This is a genomic window from Candidatus Anstonellales archaeon (assembly GCA_038869735.1).
Classification (GTDB): domain Archaea; phylum Micrarchaeota; class Micrarchaeia; order Anstonellales; family CG1-02-47-40; genus JAWCQO01.
Map to the genome: position 1 here is coordinate 91,706 of JAWCQO010000003.1, position 19,405 is coordinate 111,110.

30 protein-coding genes are annotated in these 19,405 nt (G+C 40.4%); all 30 read left to right on the forward strand.

Features of this window, described 5'->3' with window-relative positions; all coding sequences use genetic code 11:
* Positions 1-225: 225 nt before the first annotated feature.
* Entirely contained in the window at positions 226-957 is a 732-nt protein-coding gene (locus QXF67_01995) for a hypothetical protein (protein ID MEM3060289.1), read from the forward strand.
* 8 nt (positions 958-965) lie between these two features.
* On the forward strand, positions 966-2,828 hold the full coding sequence (locus QXF67_02000) for a hypothetical protein (GenBank protein ID MEM3060290.1): 1,863 nt from the start codon (positions 966-968) through the stop codon (positions 2,826-2,828).
* A 13-nt stretch (positions 2,829-2,841) separates the two neighbouring features.
* Positions 2,842-3,651 (forward strand): AmmeMemoRadiSam system protein B, encoded by an 810-nt coding sequence (gene amrB, locus QXF67_02005; protein ID MEM3060291.1) that lies wholly within the window; start codon positions 2,842-2,844, stop codon positions 3,649-3,651.
* Between the two features lie 287 nt (positions 3,652-3,938).
* Positions 3,939-4,979 (forward strand): type 2 isopentenyl-diphosphate Delta-isomerase, encoded by a 1,041-nt coding sequence (gene fni / locus QXF67_02010; protein MEM3060292.1) that lies wholly within the window; start codon positions 3,939-3,941, stop codon positions 4,977-4,979.
* Positions 4,980-4,984: 5 nt separating this feature from the next.
* Complete coding sequence (gene gltX, locus QXF67_02015; protein ID MEM3060293.1) at positions 4,985-6,694, forward strand: glutamate--tRNA ligase; 1,710 nt, start codon at positions 4,985-4,987, stop codon at positions 6,692-6,694.
* A 192-nt stretch (positions 6,695-6,886) separates the two neighbouring features.
* Positions 6,887-7,354, forward strand: coding sequence for a cytochrome b5 domain-containing protein (locus QXF67_02020; protein MEM3060294.1), 468 nt, complete (start codon positions 6,887-6,889; stop codon positions 7,352-7,354).
* A 315-nt stretch (positions 7,355-7,669) separates the two neighbouring features.
* The gene (rpl3p, locus tag QXF67_02025; GenBank protein ID MEM3060295.1) at positions 7,670-8,599 is read left to right on the forward strand and encodes a 50S ribosomal protein L3; all 930 of its coding nucleotides are present in this window, start codon (positions 7,670-7,672) and stop codon (positions 8,597-8,599) included.
* Positions 8,600-9,391 (forward strand): 50S ribosomal protein L4, encoded by a 792-nt coding sequence (gene rpl4p, locus QXF67_02030; GenBank protein ID MEM3060296.1) that lies wholly within the window; start codon positions 8,600-8,602, stop codon positions 9,389-9,391.
* 5 nt (positions 9,392-9,396) lie between these two features.
* A complete protein-coding gene (locus QXF67_02035) occupies positions 9,397-9,648 on the forward strand; it encodes a 50S ribosomal protein L23 (GenBank protein ID MEM3060297.1) in 252 nt (83 codons plus the stop codon).
* A 26-nt stretch (positions 9,649-9,674) separates the two neighbouring features.
* Entirely contained in the window at positions 9,675-10,421 is a 747-nt protein-coding gene (locus QXF67_02040; protein ID MEM3060298.1) for a 50S ribosomal protein L2, read from the forward strand.
* Positions 10,422-10,445: 24 nt separating this feature from the next.
* The gene (locus QXF67_02045; protein MEM3060299.1) at positions 10,446-10,850 is read left to right on the forward strand and encodes a ribosomal protein S19 family protein; all 405 of its coding nucleotides are present in this window, start codon (positions 10,446-10,448) and stop codon (positions 10,848-10,850) included.
* A 9-nt stretch (positions 10,851-10,859) separates the two neighbouring features.
* Positions 10,860-11,396: a 50S ribosomal protein L22 gene (rplV, locus tag QXF67_02050; protein ID MEM3060300.1), complete on the forward strand. Its 537-nt coding sequence runs from the start codon at positions 10,860-10,862 to the stop codon at positions 11,394-11,396.
* Positions 11,397-12,167, forward strand: coding sequence for a 30S ribosomal protein S3 (locus QXF67_02055; GenBank protein ID MEM3060301.1), 771 nt, complete (start codon positions 11,397-11,399; stop codon positions 12,165-12,167). It begins immediately after the preceding gene.
* A 26-nt stretch (positions 12,168-12,193) separates the two neighbouring features.
* The gene (rpmC, locus tag QXF67_02060) at positions 12,194-12,418 is read left to right on the forward strand and encodes a 50S ribosomal protein L29 (protein ID MEM3060302.1); all 225 of its coding nucleotides are present in this window, start codon (positions 12,194-12,196) and stop codon (positions 12,416-12,418) included.
* Positions 12,419-12,435: 17 nt separating this feature from the next.
* Positions 12,436-12,750: a stress response translation initiation inhibitor YciH gene (gene yciH / locus QXF67_02065; GenBank protein ID MEM3060303.1), complete on the forward strand. Its 315-nt coding sequence runs from the start codon at positions 12,436-12,438 to the stop codon at positions 12,748-12,750.
* Positions 12,751-12,761: 11 nt separating this feature from the next.
* Entirely contained in the window at positions 12,762-13,028 is a 267-nt protein-coding gene (locus QXF67_02070; GenBank protein MEM3060304.1) for a ribonuclease P protein subunit, read from the forward strand.
* 24 nt (positions 13,029-13,052) lie between these two features.
* Positions 13,053-13,355, forward strand: coding sequence for a 30S ribosomal protein S17 (rpsQ, locus tag QXF67_02075; protein MEM3060305.1), 303 nt, complete (start codon positions 13,053-13,055; stop codon positions 13,353-13,355).
* A 9-nt stretch (positions 13,356-13,364) separates the two neighbouring features.
* Positions 13,365-13,763 carry a 50S ribosomal protein L14 gene (locus tag QXF67_02080; protein ID MEM3060306.1) on the forward strand — a complete coding sequence of 133 codons (399 nt, stop codon included), beginning with the start codon at positions 13,365-13,367 and terminating at the stop codon, positions 13,761-13,763.
* Between the two features lie 18 nt (positions 13,764-13,781).
* A complete protein-coding gene (gene rplX / locus QXF67_02085; GenBank protein MEM3060307.1) occupies positions 13,782-14,135 on the forward strand; it encodes a 50S ribosomal protein L24 in 354 nt (117 codons plus the stop codon).
* Between the two features lie 12 nt (positions 14,136-14,147).
* Entirely contained in the window at positions 14,148-14,843 is a 696-nt protein-coding gene (locus QXF67_02090) for a S4 domain-containing protein (GenBank protein MEM3060308.1), read from the forward strand.
* Between the two features lie 2 nt (positions 14,844-14,845).
* Entirely contained in the window at positions 14,846-15,364 is a 519-nt protein-coding gene (locus tag QXF67_02095; GenBank protein ID MEM3060309.1) for a 50S ribosomal protein L5, read from the forward strand.
* 13 nt (positions 15,365-15,377) lie between these two features.
* A complete protein-coding gene (locus QXF67_02100) occupies positions 15,378-15,548 on the forward strand; it encodes a 30S ribosomal protein S14 (GenBank protein ID MEM3060310.1) in 171 nt (56 codons plus the stop codon).
* A gap of 20 nt (positions 15,549-15,568) precedes the next feature.
* A complete protein-coding gene (locus QXF67_02105; protein ID MEM3060311.1) occupies positions 15,569-15,955 on the forward strand; it encodes a 30S ribosomal protein S8 in 387 nt (128 codons plus the stop codon).
* Between the two features lie 19 nt (positions 15,956-15,974).
* The gene (gene rplF / locus QXF67_02110; GenBank protein ID MEM3060312.1) at positions 15,975-16,478 is read left to right on the forward strand and encodes a 50S ribosomal protein L6; all 504 of its coding nucleotides are present in this window, start codon (positions 15,975-15,977) and stop codon (positions 16,476-16,478) included.
* A gap of 5 nt (positions 16,479-16,483) precedes the next feature.
* Positions 16,484-16,828 carry an eL32 family ribosomal protein gene (locus QXF67_02115; protein MEM3060313.1) on the forward strand — a complete coding sequence of 115 codons (345 nt, stop codon included), beginning with the start codon at positions 16,484-16,486 and terminating at the stop codon, positions 16,826-16,828.
* Between the two features lie 26 nt (positions 16,829-16,854).
* Positions 16,855-17,310 carry a 50S ribosomal protein L19e gene (locus tag QXF67_02120; GenBank protein ID MEM3060314.1) on the forward strand — a complete coding sequence of 152 codons (456 nt, stop codon included), beginning with the start codon at positions 16,855-16,857 and terminating at the stop codon, positions 17,308-17,310.
* Positions 17,311-17,312: 2 nt separating this feature from the next.
* The gene (locus QXF67_02125; GenBank protein MEM3060315.1) at positions 17,313-17,897 is read left to right on the forward strand and encodes a 50S ribosomal protein L18; all 585 of its coding nucleotides are present in this window, start codon (positions 17,313-17,315) and stop codon (positions 17,895-17,897) included.
* 13 nt (positions 17,898-17,910) lie between these two features.
* Complete coding sequence (gene rpsE, locus QXF67_02130) at positions 17,911-18,594, forward strand: 30S ribosomal protein S5 (GenBank protein ID MEM3060316.1); 684 nt, start codon at positions 17,911-17,913, stop codon at positions 18,592-18,594.
* A complete protein-coding gene (locus QXF67_02135; protein MEM3060317.1) occupies positions 18,591-18,935 on the forward strand; it encodes an uL30 family ribosomal protein in 345 nt (114 codons plus the stop codon). The genes rpsE and QXF67_02135 overlap by 4 nt, the downstream gene beginning before the upstream one ends.
* Before the next feature lie 46 nt (positions 18,936-18,981).
* Positions 18,982-19,392 (forward strand): uL15m family ribosomal protein, encoded by a 411-nt coding sequence (locus QXF67_02140; protein ID MEM3060318.1) that lies wholly within the window; start codon positions 18,982-18,984, stop codon positions 19,390-19,392.
* The last annotated feature ends 13 nt before the right edge of the window (positions 19,393-19,405 follow it).

The following is a 19,405-nucleotide window of genomic DNA, read 5'->3' on the forward strand; positions in this document are numbered from 1 at the left end:
CACTTGTTTTATTAGTTGTAATAACTTTTTCACTGTGTATCTTATACTCTTTTCATCTGTAATTTATCCCTCTCTTTACCCAATCTCCCCCCATTCTTCTTATCTTTTATACTCAGATTTCCAATCAGTCGAATACAACAAAAGAGCTAATTCTAAAATGTCCATTTAATAGAAGAAAGAGCTTTTCCAAAAACCTTATAAAATTAAAAATGCACGATTTCATACATGGGACTTCTATCCCTATTTGAATACACCTTCAAATCCTATATCTCAGGAATAAGGCTAATCTTGTTCTTTTCGCTTCCATTTCTCATCGCATTCTTTATCCCACTCTTCGTCCAGACCCCTACCTATATTGCCCTTGGAGGGACATTTCTCCGTACAGGGAGCATACCCGACCTTAAAGGGACCGAAATTGCAATAATGATTTTTTCCTTCCTCGCTTCTCTCTTTCTTTTTTCGTTTGGAATAGTCAACATCAACTTAATAATAAAATCCCAACGTACCGGCGCGCCTATAAAAAGAGAGGTTATAGAAGGAATCGGAAAATACACGATCAATGTTTTTTGGATCTTTCTAACCTTCGAGCTTTTACTGATAATAATTCAACTGTTGACATCTGAAACGCCTTTTTCATTTCTCGCTCCGCTCTTTGTTTTTGTCATGTCAATTCCAGTCTTTTATGTAGGTCCTGCTCTTGTAATAGACGAGGTACGCCCATGGCGCGCACTTGAAAATTCCACTTGGATGGTTATAAGAAAGTTTCCATTATTTCTTTTATGGATAATACTTGCGTTTGCCCTTAACTCCATCATAAACTTTATATTATTTCTAATACCCGGCTTTAGTCAGTACTCCCCTTATATAGCTCTTATCATCAACTCGTTGCTTGTAATGCCCTTCCTCTTGGTTCTTCAGTCCCAAATTTATATTACGAAATATACTATAATCCGTTAGTGATAGTAATGGAAGATCTCTCCCCAAAACCAAAATACAAACTTCTTTTGGGCGAGCATGAAAAAATAGCTTACGATCTCCTAGCTGCCTTTAACAAAAAACTTGAGGAAACAGGCTTGAATGCAACTTCAATCACGCGAAACGAAAAATTGAAGCTTGCGCTTGCGGCTTTATCTGATGAGGCTGCATTTCGCCAACTTCTTGAAAAGGCAAACATCCCCTCTGAGAACGTTAGTGCTGGATTCGTTCATAGCACTACAAGCACACATGGAGGAGAGCTTGTCGATTCTCGCACATCACGTATAAAACTTATCAAGTTTCTCTATGATTCGGTGACTGAAGCTCTTGCAAAAGAAAAAGAGATAGCACAGCAATTTGGAGAGCCCCTTTCAACACCACTTCAGCAATTTCAACTCTTCTCCTGGCTTAAGACGCAACAGCAAAATCAACATTTTTTTGACCCAAGTCAAGAAACAAAAAGTCAAATTCTCCGTCAACCACTAATCGATTCATATCCTAGCAAAGATACCGCTGTCAATACTAAACCTGACCATACCATTCTTTCTAGTGCAATATCAGAGTTTAACTCGATTTGCACGGAAGGAAGGTGCATTCCAATAGCAAAGGATTTTTTATCCAAAAATATTATCGATCAACAATACTTCAAATCATTTGTAGATGCCCTATCTCAGTTGCGCAATAAATTTGATGTCACTAACCCAGCATCAATAGACAACTTTTGCGAGTCTTTTTTAAATCTAACAAAGGACTTCACAGAGACGGTAACCGAAAATGCACGCAAGCAAGGACTCATAAGTTCATCTGAAAAGATAGACCTATCTAACGAACTTTTTACAAATTACCTTGCAGTCATCATTCTGGCTAAAAACGGCCACTCATTCTTTGAAAATGTAAAAAACGCAAAAAGTGAGAGTGAAGTAAATCAGTTAGTGGATAATTTTAGAGCTATTGCAACCGACCTTCATTCATCAAATAACGTTTATGAGGTTGTCAAAAAAGCAAAACGCTATAATCTTAACTTACCTTCCCCTCAAACTCGTTTTTTCTCGTTTTATTTCCCTTTCATTCTATCAGAAGCTATATCTTTCGAAAATATATTAGGTCAGCAACTTGTATTCCAAAACTTCTACGCATACAACCTTCTTATTAACAACAAAAAAGCAGAAAAAGAAACGCTTGACATTCTCAAAAGGGAAAGCTCAACTTATGCTGCAATCCTCTTCTCTTCAGCATTTTCCTTTCTTTTCAAATCAGGAGAAGCAGACACAAACGAGAGGACGCTAAAGAAACTAGAACAAGAAAAAGAAATCATAGAAAAAACCATTTCAGAGAAATACGGCCAGAATGATCCACTCTACCTTTACCTCTCATCTCTTTCGCCAGCTCAATTTCTCGAAGCATCTGCCTATGCGTTTTCTTCTACTCTGCCAACAATCCTTGAAAATTCAAAGAGGATAGATGAATTGATTAGCACCGGCGAAAGGCCATCGGTTTTGACAACAGGAGTAGATGAAGCTAAAAAAGGTGGAGGTGCCGCTCCAATAAAAATAGCGCCTCTTCAAAACCATGCAATCACCGAGCCTCCAGTAAGCTCAATAAAATTTGAGATGGATAACTCATCACTCCCACAAAATTTTGGTGCGGCTCTTCCACTGATTCAAAGTTATCTCAATGCTCAGCAACCGGTAGAGCCTCCAGCACTTCTTTATTTTCAAAAAGAGGACGGTGTACTCTACTCCATTGCCCAAATCAAGACAGCATTTTCAGAGAGATATTTCATTTTTGAGATAACACCAAAAGGGCAGTTAAACAACGCTGTGGAGATAGAGCCAACATCTCTTGTACTTTAGAGTTGATTAATTCATGAGACCGCCAGCAGTTGAAGGCCTGTTTTATCCTTCAGTGAAGGAAAAGCTCTTTGCAGCAATAAAGAGGTTGTTTTTAAATGTCCAGCCTCATAAGAGCCCTTGCCATGCAATAATATGCCCACATGCCGGATACATCTACTCAGGACATACAGCAGCCTTTTCTTATGCTGCGGCATCCAATCTAGTAGACGAAGATATCACGGCCATAATCATAGGCCCTAACCATACTGGAAGAGGAGAGCTTATTTCTATATCACAGGAAGATTGGCTCACTCCACTTGGAATTTCAAAATGTGACACTGAACTTGCAAACGATATCTTCTCCTTTTCCTATACTGCTTCACTTGATGAAATAGCTCATCTCACCGAGCACTCAATCGAAGTGCAGCTCCCTTTTCTCCAAAAATTAAATCCAAAAGCGAAGATAGTTTGCATCTCCATGATGGCTCAAAATTTGGAGGCAAGTCTTGACATTGGAAAAGCCATTTTTGAAGCCACCAAAAACCGCAATGTAATTGTTATTGCCTCAAGTGATTTTACGCATTACAAAAGCGCAGAACAGGCATCAGTCCTTGATGCTTCAGCTTTAGAAAAAATCCAGACGCTTGAAGTTGAAGGCTTTCAAAGAGAAGTCGAATCAAAAAATCTATCTATCTGTGGTTATGGTCCAATATCAGCAGCTATGCATTATTCCAAGCTTAAGGGAGCAAAGATGGCAGAGCTCCTAAGGTACTCAAATTCAGGAGAGGTCACAGGAGATTATTCAAACGTTGTTGCCTACGCAAGTCTTGCAATTAGAAAATAATTAAACCTCTGAACATAATAATCAAACAAAAATAATCAAACTTTAATGCATCTCTGTCTTTTTTGCTTTTTAATGTGAGCATTAATCCTCAATTATTCAAACAAACATTCAAACAAACGACCCACAGCTCAAAAAAAATACGTATCTACAAAGAAATATCCCAGAGCCATAGCGGGATTTTAAGATTATCTATACTCTTTTTATTTCCCTTTTATCTTTTCACAGCCAAAGTCCTTTTCGGCCGCTACTCCTTATTCTTTTAAATTCCATCTACCTAAACTCACCATATGATAAAATCAAAGATGCCTGTATCTGAGCGAATAGCCAAGAGGAAGGACCAACACATCCAAATATGCCTAACAGAAGACATAACCTATACAAAAAGCGCAGGATTTGAAGATATTGAATTCTTACACAACGCACTTCCTGAACTAAATTTTGAAAAAATAGACACCTCAATTACTTTTCTCGGAAAAAAGCTTTCATTTCCATTTTTTATAGATGCAATGACTGGCGGTTCCGAAAAAACAGGAGCAATAAATAAGCATCTTGCACAAGTAGCTGAGGAGCATAAAATAGCTTTTGCTCTCGGCTCCATACGTGCACTAATAGAAAACCCACATCTCAAAGAAACTTTCTATGTTCGCAAGCAAGCCCCAGAAGTCCCACTTATTGCAAATATAGGAGCAGCACAACTTACTCAAATCCCTTCAAAAAAGATAATCTCCACTGTTGAGTCATTGGAGGCAGACGCTATACAGATACACCTAAATCCTCTTCAGGAAGTTCTACAACCGGAAGGGGACAAAAATTTCGAAGGCATAGAAGAAGCTATCCGTTCATTTTGCTTAGATTCACCATTTCCAGTGATTGCAAAGGAGACGGGTTCGGGAATCTCTCGTGAAGTTGCTTTTAGATTAAAAAAATGTGGAGTAACAATGATAAATGTCTCTGGGGCCGGCGGAACATCTTGGGCAAAGGTTGAGTATAAGCGAGGAGCCGTTATCCCTGGATTTGGAGAGTGGGGAATACCAACAGCAGTTTCTACTCTTGCCTGTTCAAAAATACTACCGACGATCTCTTCGGGGGGAATAAGAAGTGGCGTTGACATTGCAAAAGCTCTTGCTTTGGGCGCAAAGTGCGCGTCGTCTGCGCTTCCAGTACTTCGCTCTAAAAATCCAACCTCACTTATAGGTCTATATCACTTGCAGTTGCAAACAGTGATGTTTCTTACAGGGTCAAAGACCATTAGCGATCTTTCCAAAACAAAACTCATTATTGGTGGAAGGACCGGCTATCTTGCAAGAACTCTTAATCTTTTGCGCTGATTCATATGTCTTTGTTGCACGAGATTATTCGAAAGCATGCCCTCAAAAATGCTTTTGAGTACGGAAAAACCGCCCCCAACCTAATTATTGGAAAAGTGATAAATGAATTTCCTGAGGCAAAGAGAAACATAAATTCCGTCATGGAACTTGCACAAGAAATATGCAGTCAAATAAACGCAATGGAAAAGGACGCCATAAAAGCTGAAATGTCCTCATACTCCTATCCTGAAAAAAAGGAAGAAAAAAAAGAAATTGAGCTTCCAGAAGCCATTGAAGGGAAAGTAGTCACAAGATTTCCTCCGGAACCTTCGGGGTACCTTCATATTGGACATGCAAAAGCCGCTTTCCTAGATTATCAGGCTGCAAGACGATACAACGGAAAGTTCCTTCTACGTTTTGATGATACTAATCCTGAAAAAGAATCCAAGGAATTTGTCGATGCGGCAATCTCTGATTTAAGTTGGCTTGGCATAATTCCAGACCAAATCATATTTGCTTCTGATATGATGGAGAAGTTTTACGAGTACGCCTGCAAAATAATTTCAGTGAATCGGGCGTATGTATGCACCTGCAAAAAAGAAGAGATAAAGCAGCGGCGATTTGAAAAAAAAGAGTGCCCATGCCGTAGCAGGACTGAAAACGAGAATCAAAACCTATTCTCAGAAATGGTTGCAGGAAACATAGCTGAAGGTTTTGCCTCAGTTAGATTCGTAGGAGACATGTCCTCGCAAAATACAGCAATGAGAGACCCAACTCTTCTTCGCATTGTAAGTTCTCCTCACTATAGACATGGAAAAAAATATTCTGTCTGGCCGTCTTATGACTTTGAAGTATGTATAGCCGATTCTCTTACAGGAGTTACTCACGCAATGAGGTCCAAGGAATACGAGCTTAGAGATGAACTTTATTTTGCAATTCTTGACGCATTAGGACTCCGCAAGCCACTGCTTGTTGAGTTTTCACGACTTAACATAACTGGCATGCCTCTTTCAAAGAGACTGATAACTCCATTAATAAATGAAGGGAAGGTTGAAGGGTATGATGACTTTCGTCTTCCAACACTAAGAGGCCTTGCAAGAAGAGGGATATTGCCTGAAGCTATAAAGTCATTTGTTCTCTCTTTTGGTCTTTCAAAAGTTGAAAGTTCTCCAACGATAGATTCCCTTCTTTCGGAAAACAAAAAACTTATAGACAAATCAGCACGCAGGCTTTTCTTTGTGAAAAATCCCGTCAAAGTTGAAGTAGAAAAGCAACCAAGACATGATTTTGCAGTTATCAGAAATCATCCAACTGAACCAATGGGTGAGCGCAAGATAAAGGTTGGCTCTTACTTTTATATATCTGATGCTGATGCAGAATTACTCTCTGTTGGCTCTCTCTTCCGCTTAAAAGGACTTTACAATTTAGAAGTAGCCATGATATCTAAATCTAAAAATACGCTTTATTGCAAATATGCAGGTTCAGAAGTTGTTGCTTGCCCCAAAATTCAGTGGGTTTCTGATGATTACCTGAAGTGCAAAATAAAAATCCCTCTTCCTTTGTTCACCCCCCAGGGAAGGTTCAATGAAGAGAATCTCAGAGTCGATGAAGGTTATTGCGAACCCGAATGCTCTAATCTATCGGTTGGCTCAATAATACAGTTTGAGCGATATGGTTTTGTTAGACTTGACAAGAAAACGCCAGAAGCTTTAGAGTTCATCTTTATCTCTACTTGAACCACCTTTTCATCCCTTTGCACATTCCTTGCATTGCCATCCTCCCTCGATTAAACCTTACAATTTTTTTAACCTATCTCGCTTTACAGAATAATCCCCCCTCCTTCTCACAATAAAAAATTTTTTAATCAAATCCATTATCTATAATAATGATATTATATTGTGCTATTGAAGTATGAGAGAATGATTTCTATGAATATAGAGCAATTGTTAATCATCTGCTTAATCATCTGCTCGATTATAATTCTTGTAGGCTGCCTTAGCAATCAAGCCCGACAAGAAACACTTTATCAGAACTCATCGCTAACTTCCATTTCTTCACCTTCCCCCAAGTTAAATTTTGAAATCCAAAACAAGACTCAGCCTCCTACAAAGAAAGATGATTTTGCTGGCAAATATACTCTATGGGACATTTATGCACATGATACGTCAGATAGCTGTTGGGTTTACGCTGGCGACAAAATATTTGACGTTACTTCATATTTCAATAAACATCCGGGGAATCCTTTCGAGATACTTTCTAAATGTGCAAGTAACGTAACAGAATCATTCTCAAACTTAACCGGACCAGGTGGCGTACCCCTTCTTCAATATTTAGAACTCTATCATTACAAGGGACAGCTTATTGAGGGAGACAAAAAATTACATCCAAACGAATGAGATTAAGGCATGCTCAAAACCTTTTCGTTTCCAATTCCGTGTCCCTTCTCCCAGAACGTAGTATCTAAAATAAGTCCTATATAAAAGTAGTCTTTAAACCCTTGTTGGTTAGATCCAAATGTGGTCAGATTCAAAAAGAGCTTAATTCTTAATTCTAAAACAGCTATACTACAAACAACAGTTCTAACGATAGCTTTTTATATTTCGGTTATACATATTACCCCCACTTTCTTACTCATTTTTATGTGAGGTAAGAATGACACTCACCGACATTGTGCGGTGAATCATTCCCTTTGTTAGCGAGGAATGGATTAGATGGGAAAGCGCAACAAACATCGAAAAGGCTCACTGGCATTCAAGCCAAGAAAAAGAGCAAAAAGTCAGCGGTGCCCATTTTCTGCATGGCCAGCCACAGTGGAAAAAAAGCTCCTTGGATTTGCTGGCTACAAAGCAGGTATGACACATATAACTTTCATAGATGATTCGGAATCACCTTCAAAGGAAACAGAGATATCTTACCCTGTAACAATAATCGAAACACCTCCACTAAAAGTTTACGGCATCCGCTTTTATGAGAACAAGCGCGTCATCCGTGATATACTCTGTCCTGATGAAAAGGTTCTTTCTCCTCTTGGAATCAAAAAACCAAAACACCATTCCCCTCCTTCTTCTTTTGACGATGTTTTTGCTCTCTGTTATGTCCAGTCTCGTCTTGCAGGCCTTCCCAAAAAATCGCCTGAGCCTATGGAAATTGCAATAGGTGGCAAGAATCCACAAGAAAAGTTGGAATATGCTCAATCAATATTAGGAAGAGATATCCTTGTCTCTGATATCCTAAAACCCGGTGACTACGTTGACACACTTTCAGTTACAAAAGGACATGGATGGCAAGGTGCTGTAAAAAGGCATGGCGTATCTCTTCAACACAGAAAGGCAACTGGAAGAAGAAGGCATGTAGGTACTCTTGGACCATGGCATCCTGCTTATGTGATGTATTCTGTTCCAATGGCTGGTCAACATGGATATCACCGTAGGACCCAACTAAACCTGCGGGTGATGAAGATAGGAGAAGGAAAAGAAATAACTCCATCAAGCGGATTTCGTAATTACGGAATTATAAAGACTAATTATATACTTCTGGGAGGTTCAGTTGCTGGACCACCGAAAAGATTAATACGAATCAGAAAAGCTATACGAAAAAATGAAGCAAAACCACCACGGCTAATCTCAGTTATGGTGAAGTAGATGAACGTTCCGCTCTATAATACCAATGGAGAAAAAGTAAGTGAGGTAGAACTTCCACCTATTTTCGGCGTTCCAGTGAAGTTTGAGCTTATAAAAAGGGCAGTTATTGCAGAACAAACTCAGAGATTACAGCCAAAATCTCCCTATAGGTTTGCAGGTATGGAAACCTCTGCCAAATATAGGGGAAGGAAAGATTCCTATGGCTCTCTTAAAAATAGGGGCCAGGCAATGCTCCCAAGAGAGGTCCTTCCAAAAGGCAGATGGGGAAAAGTTAGGCGGATTCCATCATCAGTAAAGGGAAGGCGAGCACATCCTCCAAAAGTAGAGAAAATAATTCACGAAAAGATAAACAAGAAAGAGAGAAGGGCAGCACTAATTTCAGCTCTTGCAGCGACTGCAAACCCTTCACTCGTACTAAAAAGAGGCCATAAAATAAACGATTCAACTCCACTTCCAATTGTTGTTGATGACAACTTTGAGGCACTTTCAAAGACAAAGGATGTCTTGAAGTTTTTGAGTAAACTCATACCACAGGATATCTTACGCTCAAAGGGAGGAAAGAAAAGAAAAACCGGCGTGAGGAAGAGGTCTTCAAAAGTCGTGCGCTATCCAAAAAGCGCGCTTATAGTAGCTTCGGAGAATTCAAAAGTTCTTTTGGCCGCAAGAAATCTGCCCGGAATTGATGTGTGTACTCCAAAGACACTCTCAGTTGAACTTCTTGCTCCAGGAACCTATCCGGGAAGACTTACAATCTTTACTCAAAACTCCTTGTCTGAGTTATCAAAATTGTGATTTCTATGCCAGCAATACTATACCCTATAGTGACAGAAAAAGCAATAGCCGCAATAGAGCTTGAAAACAAGCTCGTGTTTATTGTGGACCGCAACGCTTCAAAGAGAGAAATAAAAAAAGAAGTTGAGGAGAAATATGGAGTGAAAGTAAAAAAACTCAATATTCAAAATACACCAAAAGGAACAAAGAAAGCGTATGTGACTTTACAAAAAGGCTTTAAGGCAGATGACATTGCAGCAAAGTTAAAAATAGTATGAGGTTTGAGCGTGAGAGTTGAACGAGGATGGGAAAACTTTTAAAACAACAAAGAAGAGGGAAGGGTTCATTTGCCTATAAAGCCCCTTCGCATCGATACAAGGCTGATATAAAGTACAGAGACTACGATAATATTGAACGAGAATCCTCCATTTCCGGAGAAGTTATAGAATTTATAGATGATCCCGGACATCAAGCCGTGCTTATGCGCGTGAGACTTGAAAACTCAGAAGAACTAAACTTCATCGCGCCTGAAGGGATATGTATAGGTGATACTATCACTCTTGGTGCAAAAGGACAGCTTTCTTTGGGTAGCGTAAAACCTCTTTCATCAATCCCAGATGGATTTTACATCTATAACGTCGAACTCTCACCCGGTGACGGCGGCAAGATTACTCGAGCTCCAGGCTCATACTCAACTATTGTTTCACGCGAAGGAAATTACGTGCTGGTAAAGCTTCCTTCAAGAAAGCTTCTAAATCTTCCTGCCCAGTGCAGGGCTCAGATTGGGGTTGTTTGTGGCGGAGGGAGACTTGAAAAACCCCTTCTTAAAGCAGGAGCCAACTTTTACAAAAAACACGCCCAAAATAGACTCTGGCCAAAAGTTAGAGGAGTAAAACAAAATGCCTATACCCATCCGTTTGGCGGGAAGCAACACCATCCAGGAAAACCAACTCTCACTCCTCGGGGAGCGCCTCCCGGAAGGAAGGTTGGGCATCTTGGAGCAAAATCAGTCGGAAGAAAAAAAGCAAAAGAAAAAGACGAAGCTCAATGACATGCGTGGAGGTAGGAATATAATATGGTAAGACTCAAAACGTTTCGGGGAAAAACCCAAGAGGAACTTATCAATCTTCCGTTACAATCTGTACTTAACCTCCTTACTGCAAGGGCAAGAAGAGCTGTAAAAAGGGCTCTTTCTGGTGCAAATCCTAAATTCAGCGCTCTTATAAGAAAGGTGCGGAAAATAAAGCAGACAAATCCATCCAAAGCAATAAGGACGCACGTTCGCGAGGCAGTTATACTTCCAGAATGGATTGGTCTTACGTTTGCAGTGCATTCCGGCAAGGAATTCAAACCTGTACAGATTACGCTTGATAAGGTAGGATATCGACTTGGAGACTTCGTTCATACAACGGGAAGAGTTTTGCATTCGGGTCCAGGAATAGGGGCAACACGCGGTTCAAAGTTTATCCCGCTTAAATGAAGTGAGAATATGAAATACTGCCATAAAAAAGTAGAAGGCGAAAGATACGCATTTGCTCAGGGAGAAGGCCTGAACGTCTCCTTCAAAGACCTCTCTCAAGTCTGTAAAAACATTTCCGGTAAGACGGTTGAAGAGGCACTTCACTTTTTGGAGAGGGTAATGAGAGGATTGCAGCCAGTAAGATACTTCTCACATAACAAAAAGTTGGGTCATCGAAAGGAGCTTGGTGGAAAAAAAGGAAGGTATCCTATAAAAGCAGCACGTGTAGCTTACAAAATTCTCCAAAACGCACTTGCAAACGCAAATTATCTTCGCTTCTCTAATCCAATAATACACCACATCTGTGCAAATAAAGGTGAAATATATCCCCGCCTGCGTTCGAAGGGGAGAGCAGGTAGAAGCGATTACGAAACTGCAAATCTTCAAATAGTCCTTCGCGATTCAGGAGTGAAAGAGGAAAACAAAACCAATCTTTCAGAACAAAAAACAGAACAAAAAACGGAGGCAGAACAAAAAACAGAACAAAAAACGGAGGCACGAATTTAAATGGAAGCTGAGAAGAAATTTATAGAGGAAGCAATCAATAAATATCAAATCTCAAAGTTCTTGGAAAAAGAGCTTGATAAGGCAGGCTTCTCAAGATTAGAAATACGCCGCACCCCCTTAGTCACGCGCATAGCTGTTGAGGTCACAAACCCAGGTAGAGTGATAGGAAGAAAAGGAAAGACAATAAAGGACTTAACTGATACGCTTACACGAGATTTTAAGTTGGAAAATCCTCAGATTTCAGTTGTCGAGGTCAAAAATCCATCTCTTGAGCCGCGAATCATCGCAAAAAAGGCCTGCAGATATATAGAAATGGGCAAAAAAGTTCGTGCAATACTCCACTCTCTTCTCCGAGAGATAATGAATGCCGGTGCTCTTGGGGCAGAGATAGTTGCATCTGGAAAGATAGCTGCCAAAGGCGCAAGAGCAAAGTCTCTCCGAGTGGCAGCTGGCTATATCCCAAAAGCAGGAGAGCCCGTAAAGAGAGTTGATTGGGCTCATGTTACAGCTTATCCAAAATCAGGGGCAATAGGTGTCCTTGTAAGAATAGTGCAACCTGGTACTGAGTTCCCTGACAAGAAAGCAGACTCCAAAATAGAACTTCCAAAAGTCATCTCAGCCGCAGAGGACGTTGAAGCATCAGGTAGCGAGGAAGAGAGCGATGCAGAGAGAATAATTCGCTTAAAGCGGGAAGCTGCAAAGGAACAGGCAAAGCTATCAAAGAAAGAGGAGAAACATATTATTGATGAGGACAAAAAAACCAAAGAATAATCAAATAGCAAGAAGAGGAGAGAAAAATGGCAATATTAAAAGCAAAAGATGCTCGCCAAATGGACGATGCAACCCTTCTTTCGCGCCTTTCCCAAGTAGAAGAGGAGCTTTTAAGGGAACGAGGACAGGTAAAGGTTGGAGGAAGAAGTTCAAATCCAGGGAGAATAAAAGAACTTCGCAGAACAAGAGCGAGGATCATTACTATCCTTTATGAGCGTGCTAAACAGAGCCAGAAGTCAAAAAATAATTGAGAGGTGGTTAAAAAAATATGGCGCTGTGTCCCAAGTGTGGCTTGCCAACTGAAATATGTGCATGCAGTATCCTTGAAAAAGAAGAAGTTGCTCGCATTCGCATATACTCAACTAAAAAGAGATTCAAGAAACTTGTAACGATAATAGAAGGTTTAGAAAAAAGTAAGATGCACGAAGCTGCAAAAAAACTAAAAAAAAGCCTTGCATGTGGGGGAACAGAAAAAGAGGGCATGATAATTCTTCAGGGAAATCATGAAGAAAGGGCTGCAGAAATTTTAGAGCAGATGGGGTATCCAAAAGAAAGCATAAGAAAAGAAGGTTTCAAAGGGTAGTGGTGCACGAGATGATAACTCCAAAAAATATTTCAATGCATGAACTCATCGGTCTTCGGGTAGAGGCAGAAGGCAAAGCATTCGGTTATATCTCAGGAGTTGTTGTAGATGAGACAAAAAATACCTTTGTAATAAGCTCCCAGAAAGGTGAGAAGCGCATACCCAAACGTGGAGCGACATTCACATTTATTGTCGGCAGGAGAAAAATGACACTTGATGGACAAAAAATTGCTTTTCGGCCTCATGAAAGGCCAAAGAAGCTTTATGGAAAAATTTAAATCAGGAAAGCAGAGGTCAGGAAAATGGTATCAAAAAAGCCAATATCAATACGCGGTCATACCGTAGTGGGACAGGTGGTTTCAGACAAGATGAAGAAAACGGTCATTGTAAAGAGGAACCTCGTTAAGTATATCCCAAAATATATGCGTTATGTGCGCTCAACTTCACGAATTCCTGCCCATAACCCCGAGCATATAAATGCAAAACTGGGAGATATCGTAAGGATAGGTCAGTGTAGGAAAATTTCAAAAACAAAGGCTTGGGTAGTTATGGAAGTTCTATCAACAAAGCAACAGGGAAGAGTTGAAAAAAAACTTAGAGAATAGTGAGCTAATATGCGCGGTATTGCTTCAAAGGTAACGAAGGGCCTAACCATCTCTTCTATTGTTCAGTGCAACGACAATTCGGGAGCAAAGGTTGTGATGATCATTGGGGCAAAGGGCTACAAAGGAAAGTGGGCAATGTATCCTAAGGTTGGAATTGGCGACGTTGTGACGGTGGCAGTCAAAAAGGGGACTCCGGAAATGAAAAAAAAGGTTCTAAAAGCAGTGGTAGTTAGGCAGAAGATGCCATTTAGAAGGCCCAATGGAATGCGTGTGTTCTTTGAGGATAACGCAGTAGTTATAATAGATGATCAGGGACTTCCAGTAGGAACAGAAATAAAAGGGGCAATAGCTAGGGAAGTAGCTGAGCGGTTTCCAAAAGTTGCAGCAATTGCAGCTGCAGTTGTTTAGGTGTTGGGGCTGAGTTTTATGGGCAGCACACGAGCAAGAAAATCACGAAAAGCAATGTTGAATGCCCCACTACATAAAAAAAGGGCGCTTTTGCATGCAGGTTTGTCAGAAGATCTTGCAAAAAAACTTGGCACGCGCAGAAGAACAATCCCTGTTCGTAAGGGAGATACGATTAAAATTCTTTCAGGTTCCAGAGCAGATACAGTCGGCAAAGTCATCTCAGTAGATGTAAAAAATACTGCAGTCTATGTGGAAGGTATAACCAAAAAAAATTCTCGAGGGATTGAAAAACTAGTTCCGCTTCATCCTTCATCTCTCCAGATAATAGATGGGGATTTTTCAGGATGGAGAAAGAAGATAATTGAGCGATAAAGGTTGATAACTATGGGAATTAAGCACTATGTTAGAATTACCGCCCCTTCAAATATTCCTGTCAAGATGCGAAAAAGTGCAAAGTGGCTATGCGCACCAAGACCTGGACCTCACAAAAAAAGCCAGTCCGTTTCAGCTCTTGTTCTCCTTCGCGACTTTTTAGGAGTGGCATCTACTTCTAAAGAGGCAGAATTTCTCATTTCGCGCGGGCGGCTTGAAGTAGATGGAAAGAAGATATCGGATAAAAAATTTCCAATTGGATTGATGGATATCATTCACCTACCGCTTGAAGATAAATACTATATCGTCACAATAAAATCCGGAAAGCTATCAGTCCAACCGCTACCAGCCGAGCTTGCTTCCAAAAAATATTGCAAAATAGTAAAGAAATATACTATTAAAGGTGGACAATTGAAAGCGACAACACACGATGGAAGGTCAATAACAGCTGACAAAGATACAAAAGTTGGAGACACAGCAGTGTTAGAGATCCCATCTGGCAAAGTTGTTGCTCTTCTAAAAAGGAAAGAGGGTGCCCGTTGCCTTATTACTGCAGGAAAACATGCAGGCCTAGTAGGCAAAATGGGAAAAATAATCGAGAGAAAAGGCTCAATGGGCTCAGAAGCAGAAATATCTTATGGTAATGGGTCATTCATTACCGTTCTTGATTACGTTTTTATAATAGACGAAAATTATAGGGCTGAGTGAAGATGGACTCCAAAAACCCGATGCAAGAAGTGTGCATAGAAAAAGTTACGCTTAACATGGGAGTAGGCTCTAGCGGTGAGCCGCTTCAAAACGCAAAAATTCTTCTGGAGAGGTTATCAGGGAGGAAGGCCATATCTACAAAAGCTCGTACTAGGAATCCTACATTCAAAATAAAAAGAGGAGACGAAATAGGGGCAAAAGTTACATTAAGAGGCAAAGAAGCCTATGACTTTCTCAAAAAGGCATTCATAGCAAGAGGCAACAAACTGTCCTCACGATCAATAGACGGTTTTGGGAACTTTTCTTTTGGAATTCCTGAATATATCGAATTTCCGGGTGCAAAGTACGACCCAAAAATAGGAATACTTGGCTTTGAGGTAGCGGTAACAATGAAAAGGCGAGGAGGGGTTAGAATTGCAAGAAGAAAGCGTTGCCGTGCGAAGCTCCCAAAAAGACAGCATCCCTCCCCCCAGGAAACGACAAATTTCTTACGGCAGAGTTTTGGAGTAAGCATCGAATAATCCGGTGAGTAATATGAACGAAAAAAAATCCAGAAGACCAAAAGAATACAAACTCAAAGGCAAATATCTTCGCATGTGCCGCTTTTGCAAAACAGCTCGTGGTCTTATACGAAGCTATGGGTTAATGATATGTAGACGTTGCTTTAGAGAGGTAGCTGAGCAGATAGGCTTTCGCAAATATTAAGTTAAATTAAAGGTGATTATGTGGTAAATGATACTCTTGCAGATGCCCTCAATACTATAAAAATATCAGACAGAGTGGGACGGAAGGAATGTAGGGTCCTCCCCTCAAAGATGGTAAGGGAAACTCTCAAAATACTTCAGGCTCAACACTATATCGGAGACTTCGAGTTTGAAGACGCAGGGAGAAAAAGCCGCTTCTTGGTAAAACTTCTTGGAAGAATAAACGATTGTGGCGTCATAAAGCCACGCTTTGCTGTTAAAAAAACACAATGGAGCTTTTGGGAGCAGAGATATATTCCAGGAGAAGGTTTTGGGCTTCTTATAGTCTCAACCCCACAAGGACTGATGACAAATATAAGTGCAAAAGAAAAAAATATCGGAGGCAGGCTGATAGCTTACGTATATTAAAGTTTTTTATGTGGTTAAAATGGAAAGAGTGGTTATTAACATTCCTCAAGAAGTTTCTCCAAGCCTCAATGGAAATACACTTACACTAAGCGGGAAGGTAGGAAGCATCACTAAAACTTTTGATTTTAAGAATCTCAAGATAGTTCTCGATAAAGGCGCAATCACCGTAGAGTCAGAATCAAGCGCCTTTCTCAACTCTGCAATTGCGCATATAAAAAACATGATAAAGGGGGCGCAAGAAGGGTATTTCAAAAAGATGCGTGTAGTCTACTCTCACTTCCCAATTGCTCTAGAAACAAAAGGAGACACGCTCATAATAAAGAACTTCCTTGGAGAAAAAAAACCTCGGACATGTAAAATAATTGGCCAGACAAAGATAAGCATTTCCGGTAAGGAAGTTATAATCTCCGGGCCTTCAGTAGAGGATGTAGGACAAACGATTGCAAACATCCGCGCAGCGACAAAGATAAAGAACCGAGACTCCCGTATTTTTCAAGATGGCATCTACCCTGTTAAAGAGTGATTCTCATGAAAATTATGAAAAAGAGACAGCATCCAAGATTTAATGTTCCAAACTATGGAAGAAAAGAAAGGAAACGGATAAAATTACGTTGGAGAAAGCCACGAGGACAAGATAATAAAAAACGAAGAGGCTACAAAAATATGGGCGCGTCCCCCTCTATTGGATACAAGAACCCATCCTCAGTTCGCGGTCTTCATCCATGCGGAAAAAGGGAAGCTCTTGTTTTCAATCCAGCCGAACTTGATACCCTACAAAATGTGGCCGTAAGGATAGGCGCAGGGGTAGGAAAAAGAAAGAGAGAGCAGATAAGGCAAAAAGCAAAGGAAAAGGGGCTTGAGGTACTAAATTAATTTGATTTAACTTGATGGTGTTATTCATGACAATGAAAACCGCAAAAAGGATTGCCTCGGATATTCTTGGCGTTGGTATATCGTCTATTAGAATAAAGCCGGAATCCATAAAAAAAGTTTCAGAAGCATTAACCCGAGAGGATATTCGCTCATTGATAAAGGACGGCTCTATATACCGCCTCCCACGAAAGGGAGTTTGCAGAATAAGGGCAAAGAAAAAGCACACCCAAATAAAAAAAGGTAGAAGAAGAGGACTAGGTTCCCGAAAAGGTAAGCAGACAGCCAGAGAAATGAAGAAAAGGAAATGGATACTCCTTATTAGGGCAGAAAGAAAATATCTGCGCAATCTTCTGTTAAAGAAACAGATAACTAACAAGACTTATCGGAAAGTATATCTTATGGCAAAGGGGGGTTTCTTCTCTCGTGGCAGATCTCAAATTCTTCAATATTTGAAAGATAATTCATTGTTAACTAAGGTGTAATGATGTCAAAGGCAACAGGTCCAACCTATAGTCTCAAACCAAGGCGCAGGCGCGAGTGCAAGACTGACTTCTCTCGCAGGCTTGCTTTAATCAAAGCCGGGCTTCCGAGATTAGTTGTAAGAAAAACAAATAGGGCGGTTATAGTTCAGGTAGTTCAATCGGGAGAAAAAGGAGATTCTACCATAGCAAGCGTCCATTCATCCATCCTTTCTCGCTTTGGCTGGTATCCAAAGTGTAACTCTCCTACTGCCTATCTCTCCGGTCTCCTTTGCGCACGACAAGCCAAAAAGAAAGGAGTCGAATCATTTGTTGCAGATTTTGGGTTGCATACAGCTTCTAAAGGCTCAATCCTCTTTGCTGCCATAAAGGGAGCGATTGAGGGAGGCCTAACAACTAAATTTTCTAAGGGAATGATCAGGGAAGATGCACTTGACGGCTCGAAAATTTCTTCTTATGCAAAACTTCTCAAGGAGAAATCTCAGGAGGCCTTTGATAAAAAGTTTTCAGAATATATTAAAAGAAAGATAGACCCGCTTTCACTTCCAAAGATTTTTCTTGAAGTAAAGGAGAAGATACTATCCTCTTAATTGCGGTGATAAAATGGACGAAAAGAACGACGAAAAAGACGAGAAAACACAGATTCTTGAATCATGGGAACCGAAAACAGAGGTAGGTCGACTTGTAAAGGAGGGCAAAATAACTTCTATCGAGGAAATATATAAACTTGGCAAACCTGTATTAGAAACACAAGTCATAGAACTTCTTCTTTCGGATTTAAAAGAGGAGACCTTAGAAATAAAGAGCACACAACGTGTTACTGATTGCGGCCGTAAGGCTCAGTTTAGAACAGTTGTTCTGGTCGGTGACGGCAAGGGTCATTTGGGAATAGGCGCAGGCAAAAGTGAAGAAGTAAAACCAGCGATAGAATCTGCCATTAACGATGCAAAGCGAAACATTATCTGCGTACCATTTGGCTCAGGAAGTTGGGAAGATAGAGGTGAATACTACAATTCAATCCCAGTTCGATGTGTTGGCAAGTGCGGAAGCGTAAAGGTTGAGCTTCAACCAGCTCCCAGAGGTCTTGGTCAGGTCGGAAACCGAATAATCCGCACTATCCTCCAATATGCAGGCATAAAGGATGTTTGGTCAAGGGCCAGTGGCAATACTTCCAACGTTTATAACACAGCAATGGCAGTTTTATATGCTCTTGAAAGCCTAAACACGATGCGCGGTGCACGATGGCCTCAGTATCCCAATCCACGTCATAAAAGGGTGAAAATATGACACAAGATATGTTGGCAGTAATCAGAGTGCGAGCAGGAAGCCCCAATCCAAAAACAAAAAAAACTCTGGAATTACTAAAACTTACAAGAGTCAACCATTGCGTTCTTGTTCCGTCCACACCCTCATTACGCGGAATGATAGCCGTATGCAAAGACTACGTAGCATACGGCGCTCCAAGCCAGGATATAATAACAAGATTACATGAAAAGTATGGAAATAAAGAAACTCTCTTTCGTCTTCATCCTCCACGTGGCGGTTGGAAATCAATCAAAAAGCCATATCCGAGAGGGGCTCTTGGCTTTCATAAAGATATAAACAAAATTTTGAAAAAGATGTTATGAATCCAACTTTAAAGCAATAAATAGAAATACCGAGCGTGTGTTGTTTATGAGAAGGAAAAGAAAAAAATCTCGCAAATTGCTTGGCCAAAGAACTCATGGTAAAGGAAACACTAAGAATAGAAGAGGAAGCGGAAATAGGGGAGGCGTAGGTAGCGCTGGCTTTTTTGGTCACAAGTTTTCATACATGCTAAAATATCATCCAGAAGCGTTTTCAAGAAAGGGCTTTCAACCACCAAGAAAGACTTCTATCCCTACTATAAATCTTTTTGAAATAGAAAATCTAATAAAAAAAGGCAAGCTTTCAGCGCAGGATGGAAAGTATTCCTTCTATTTTGAGGGAAAAATTCTCGGTGAGGGAACGATATCCTATCCAGTCATTGTCAAAGCCCATGCAGCATCCAAGTCAGCAGAGGAAAAAATAAAGAAAGCCGGCGGAGAATTTCAAAAAAGCATATAAGAACAACCTTATA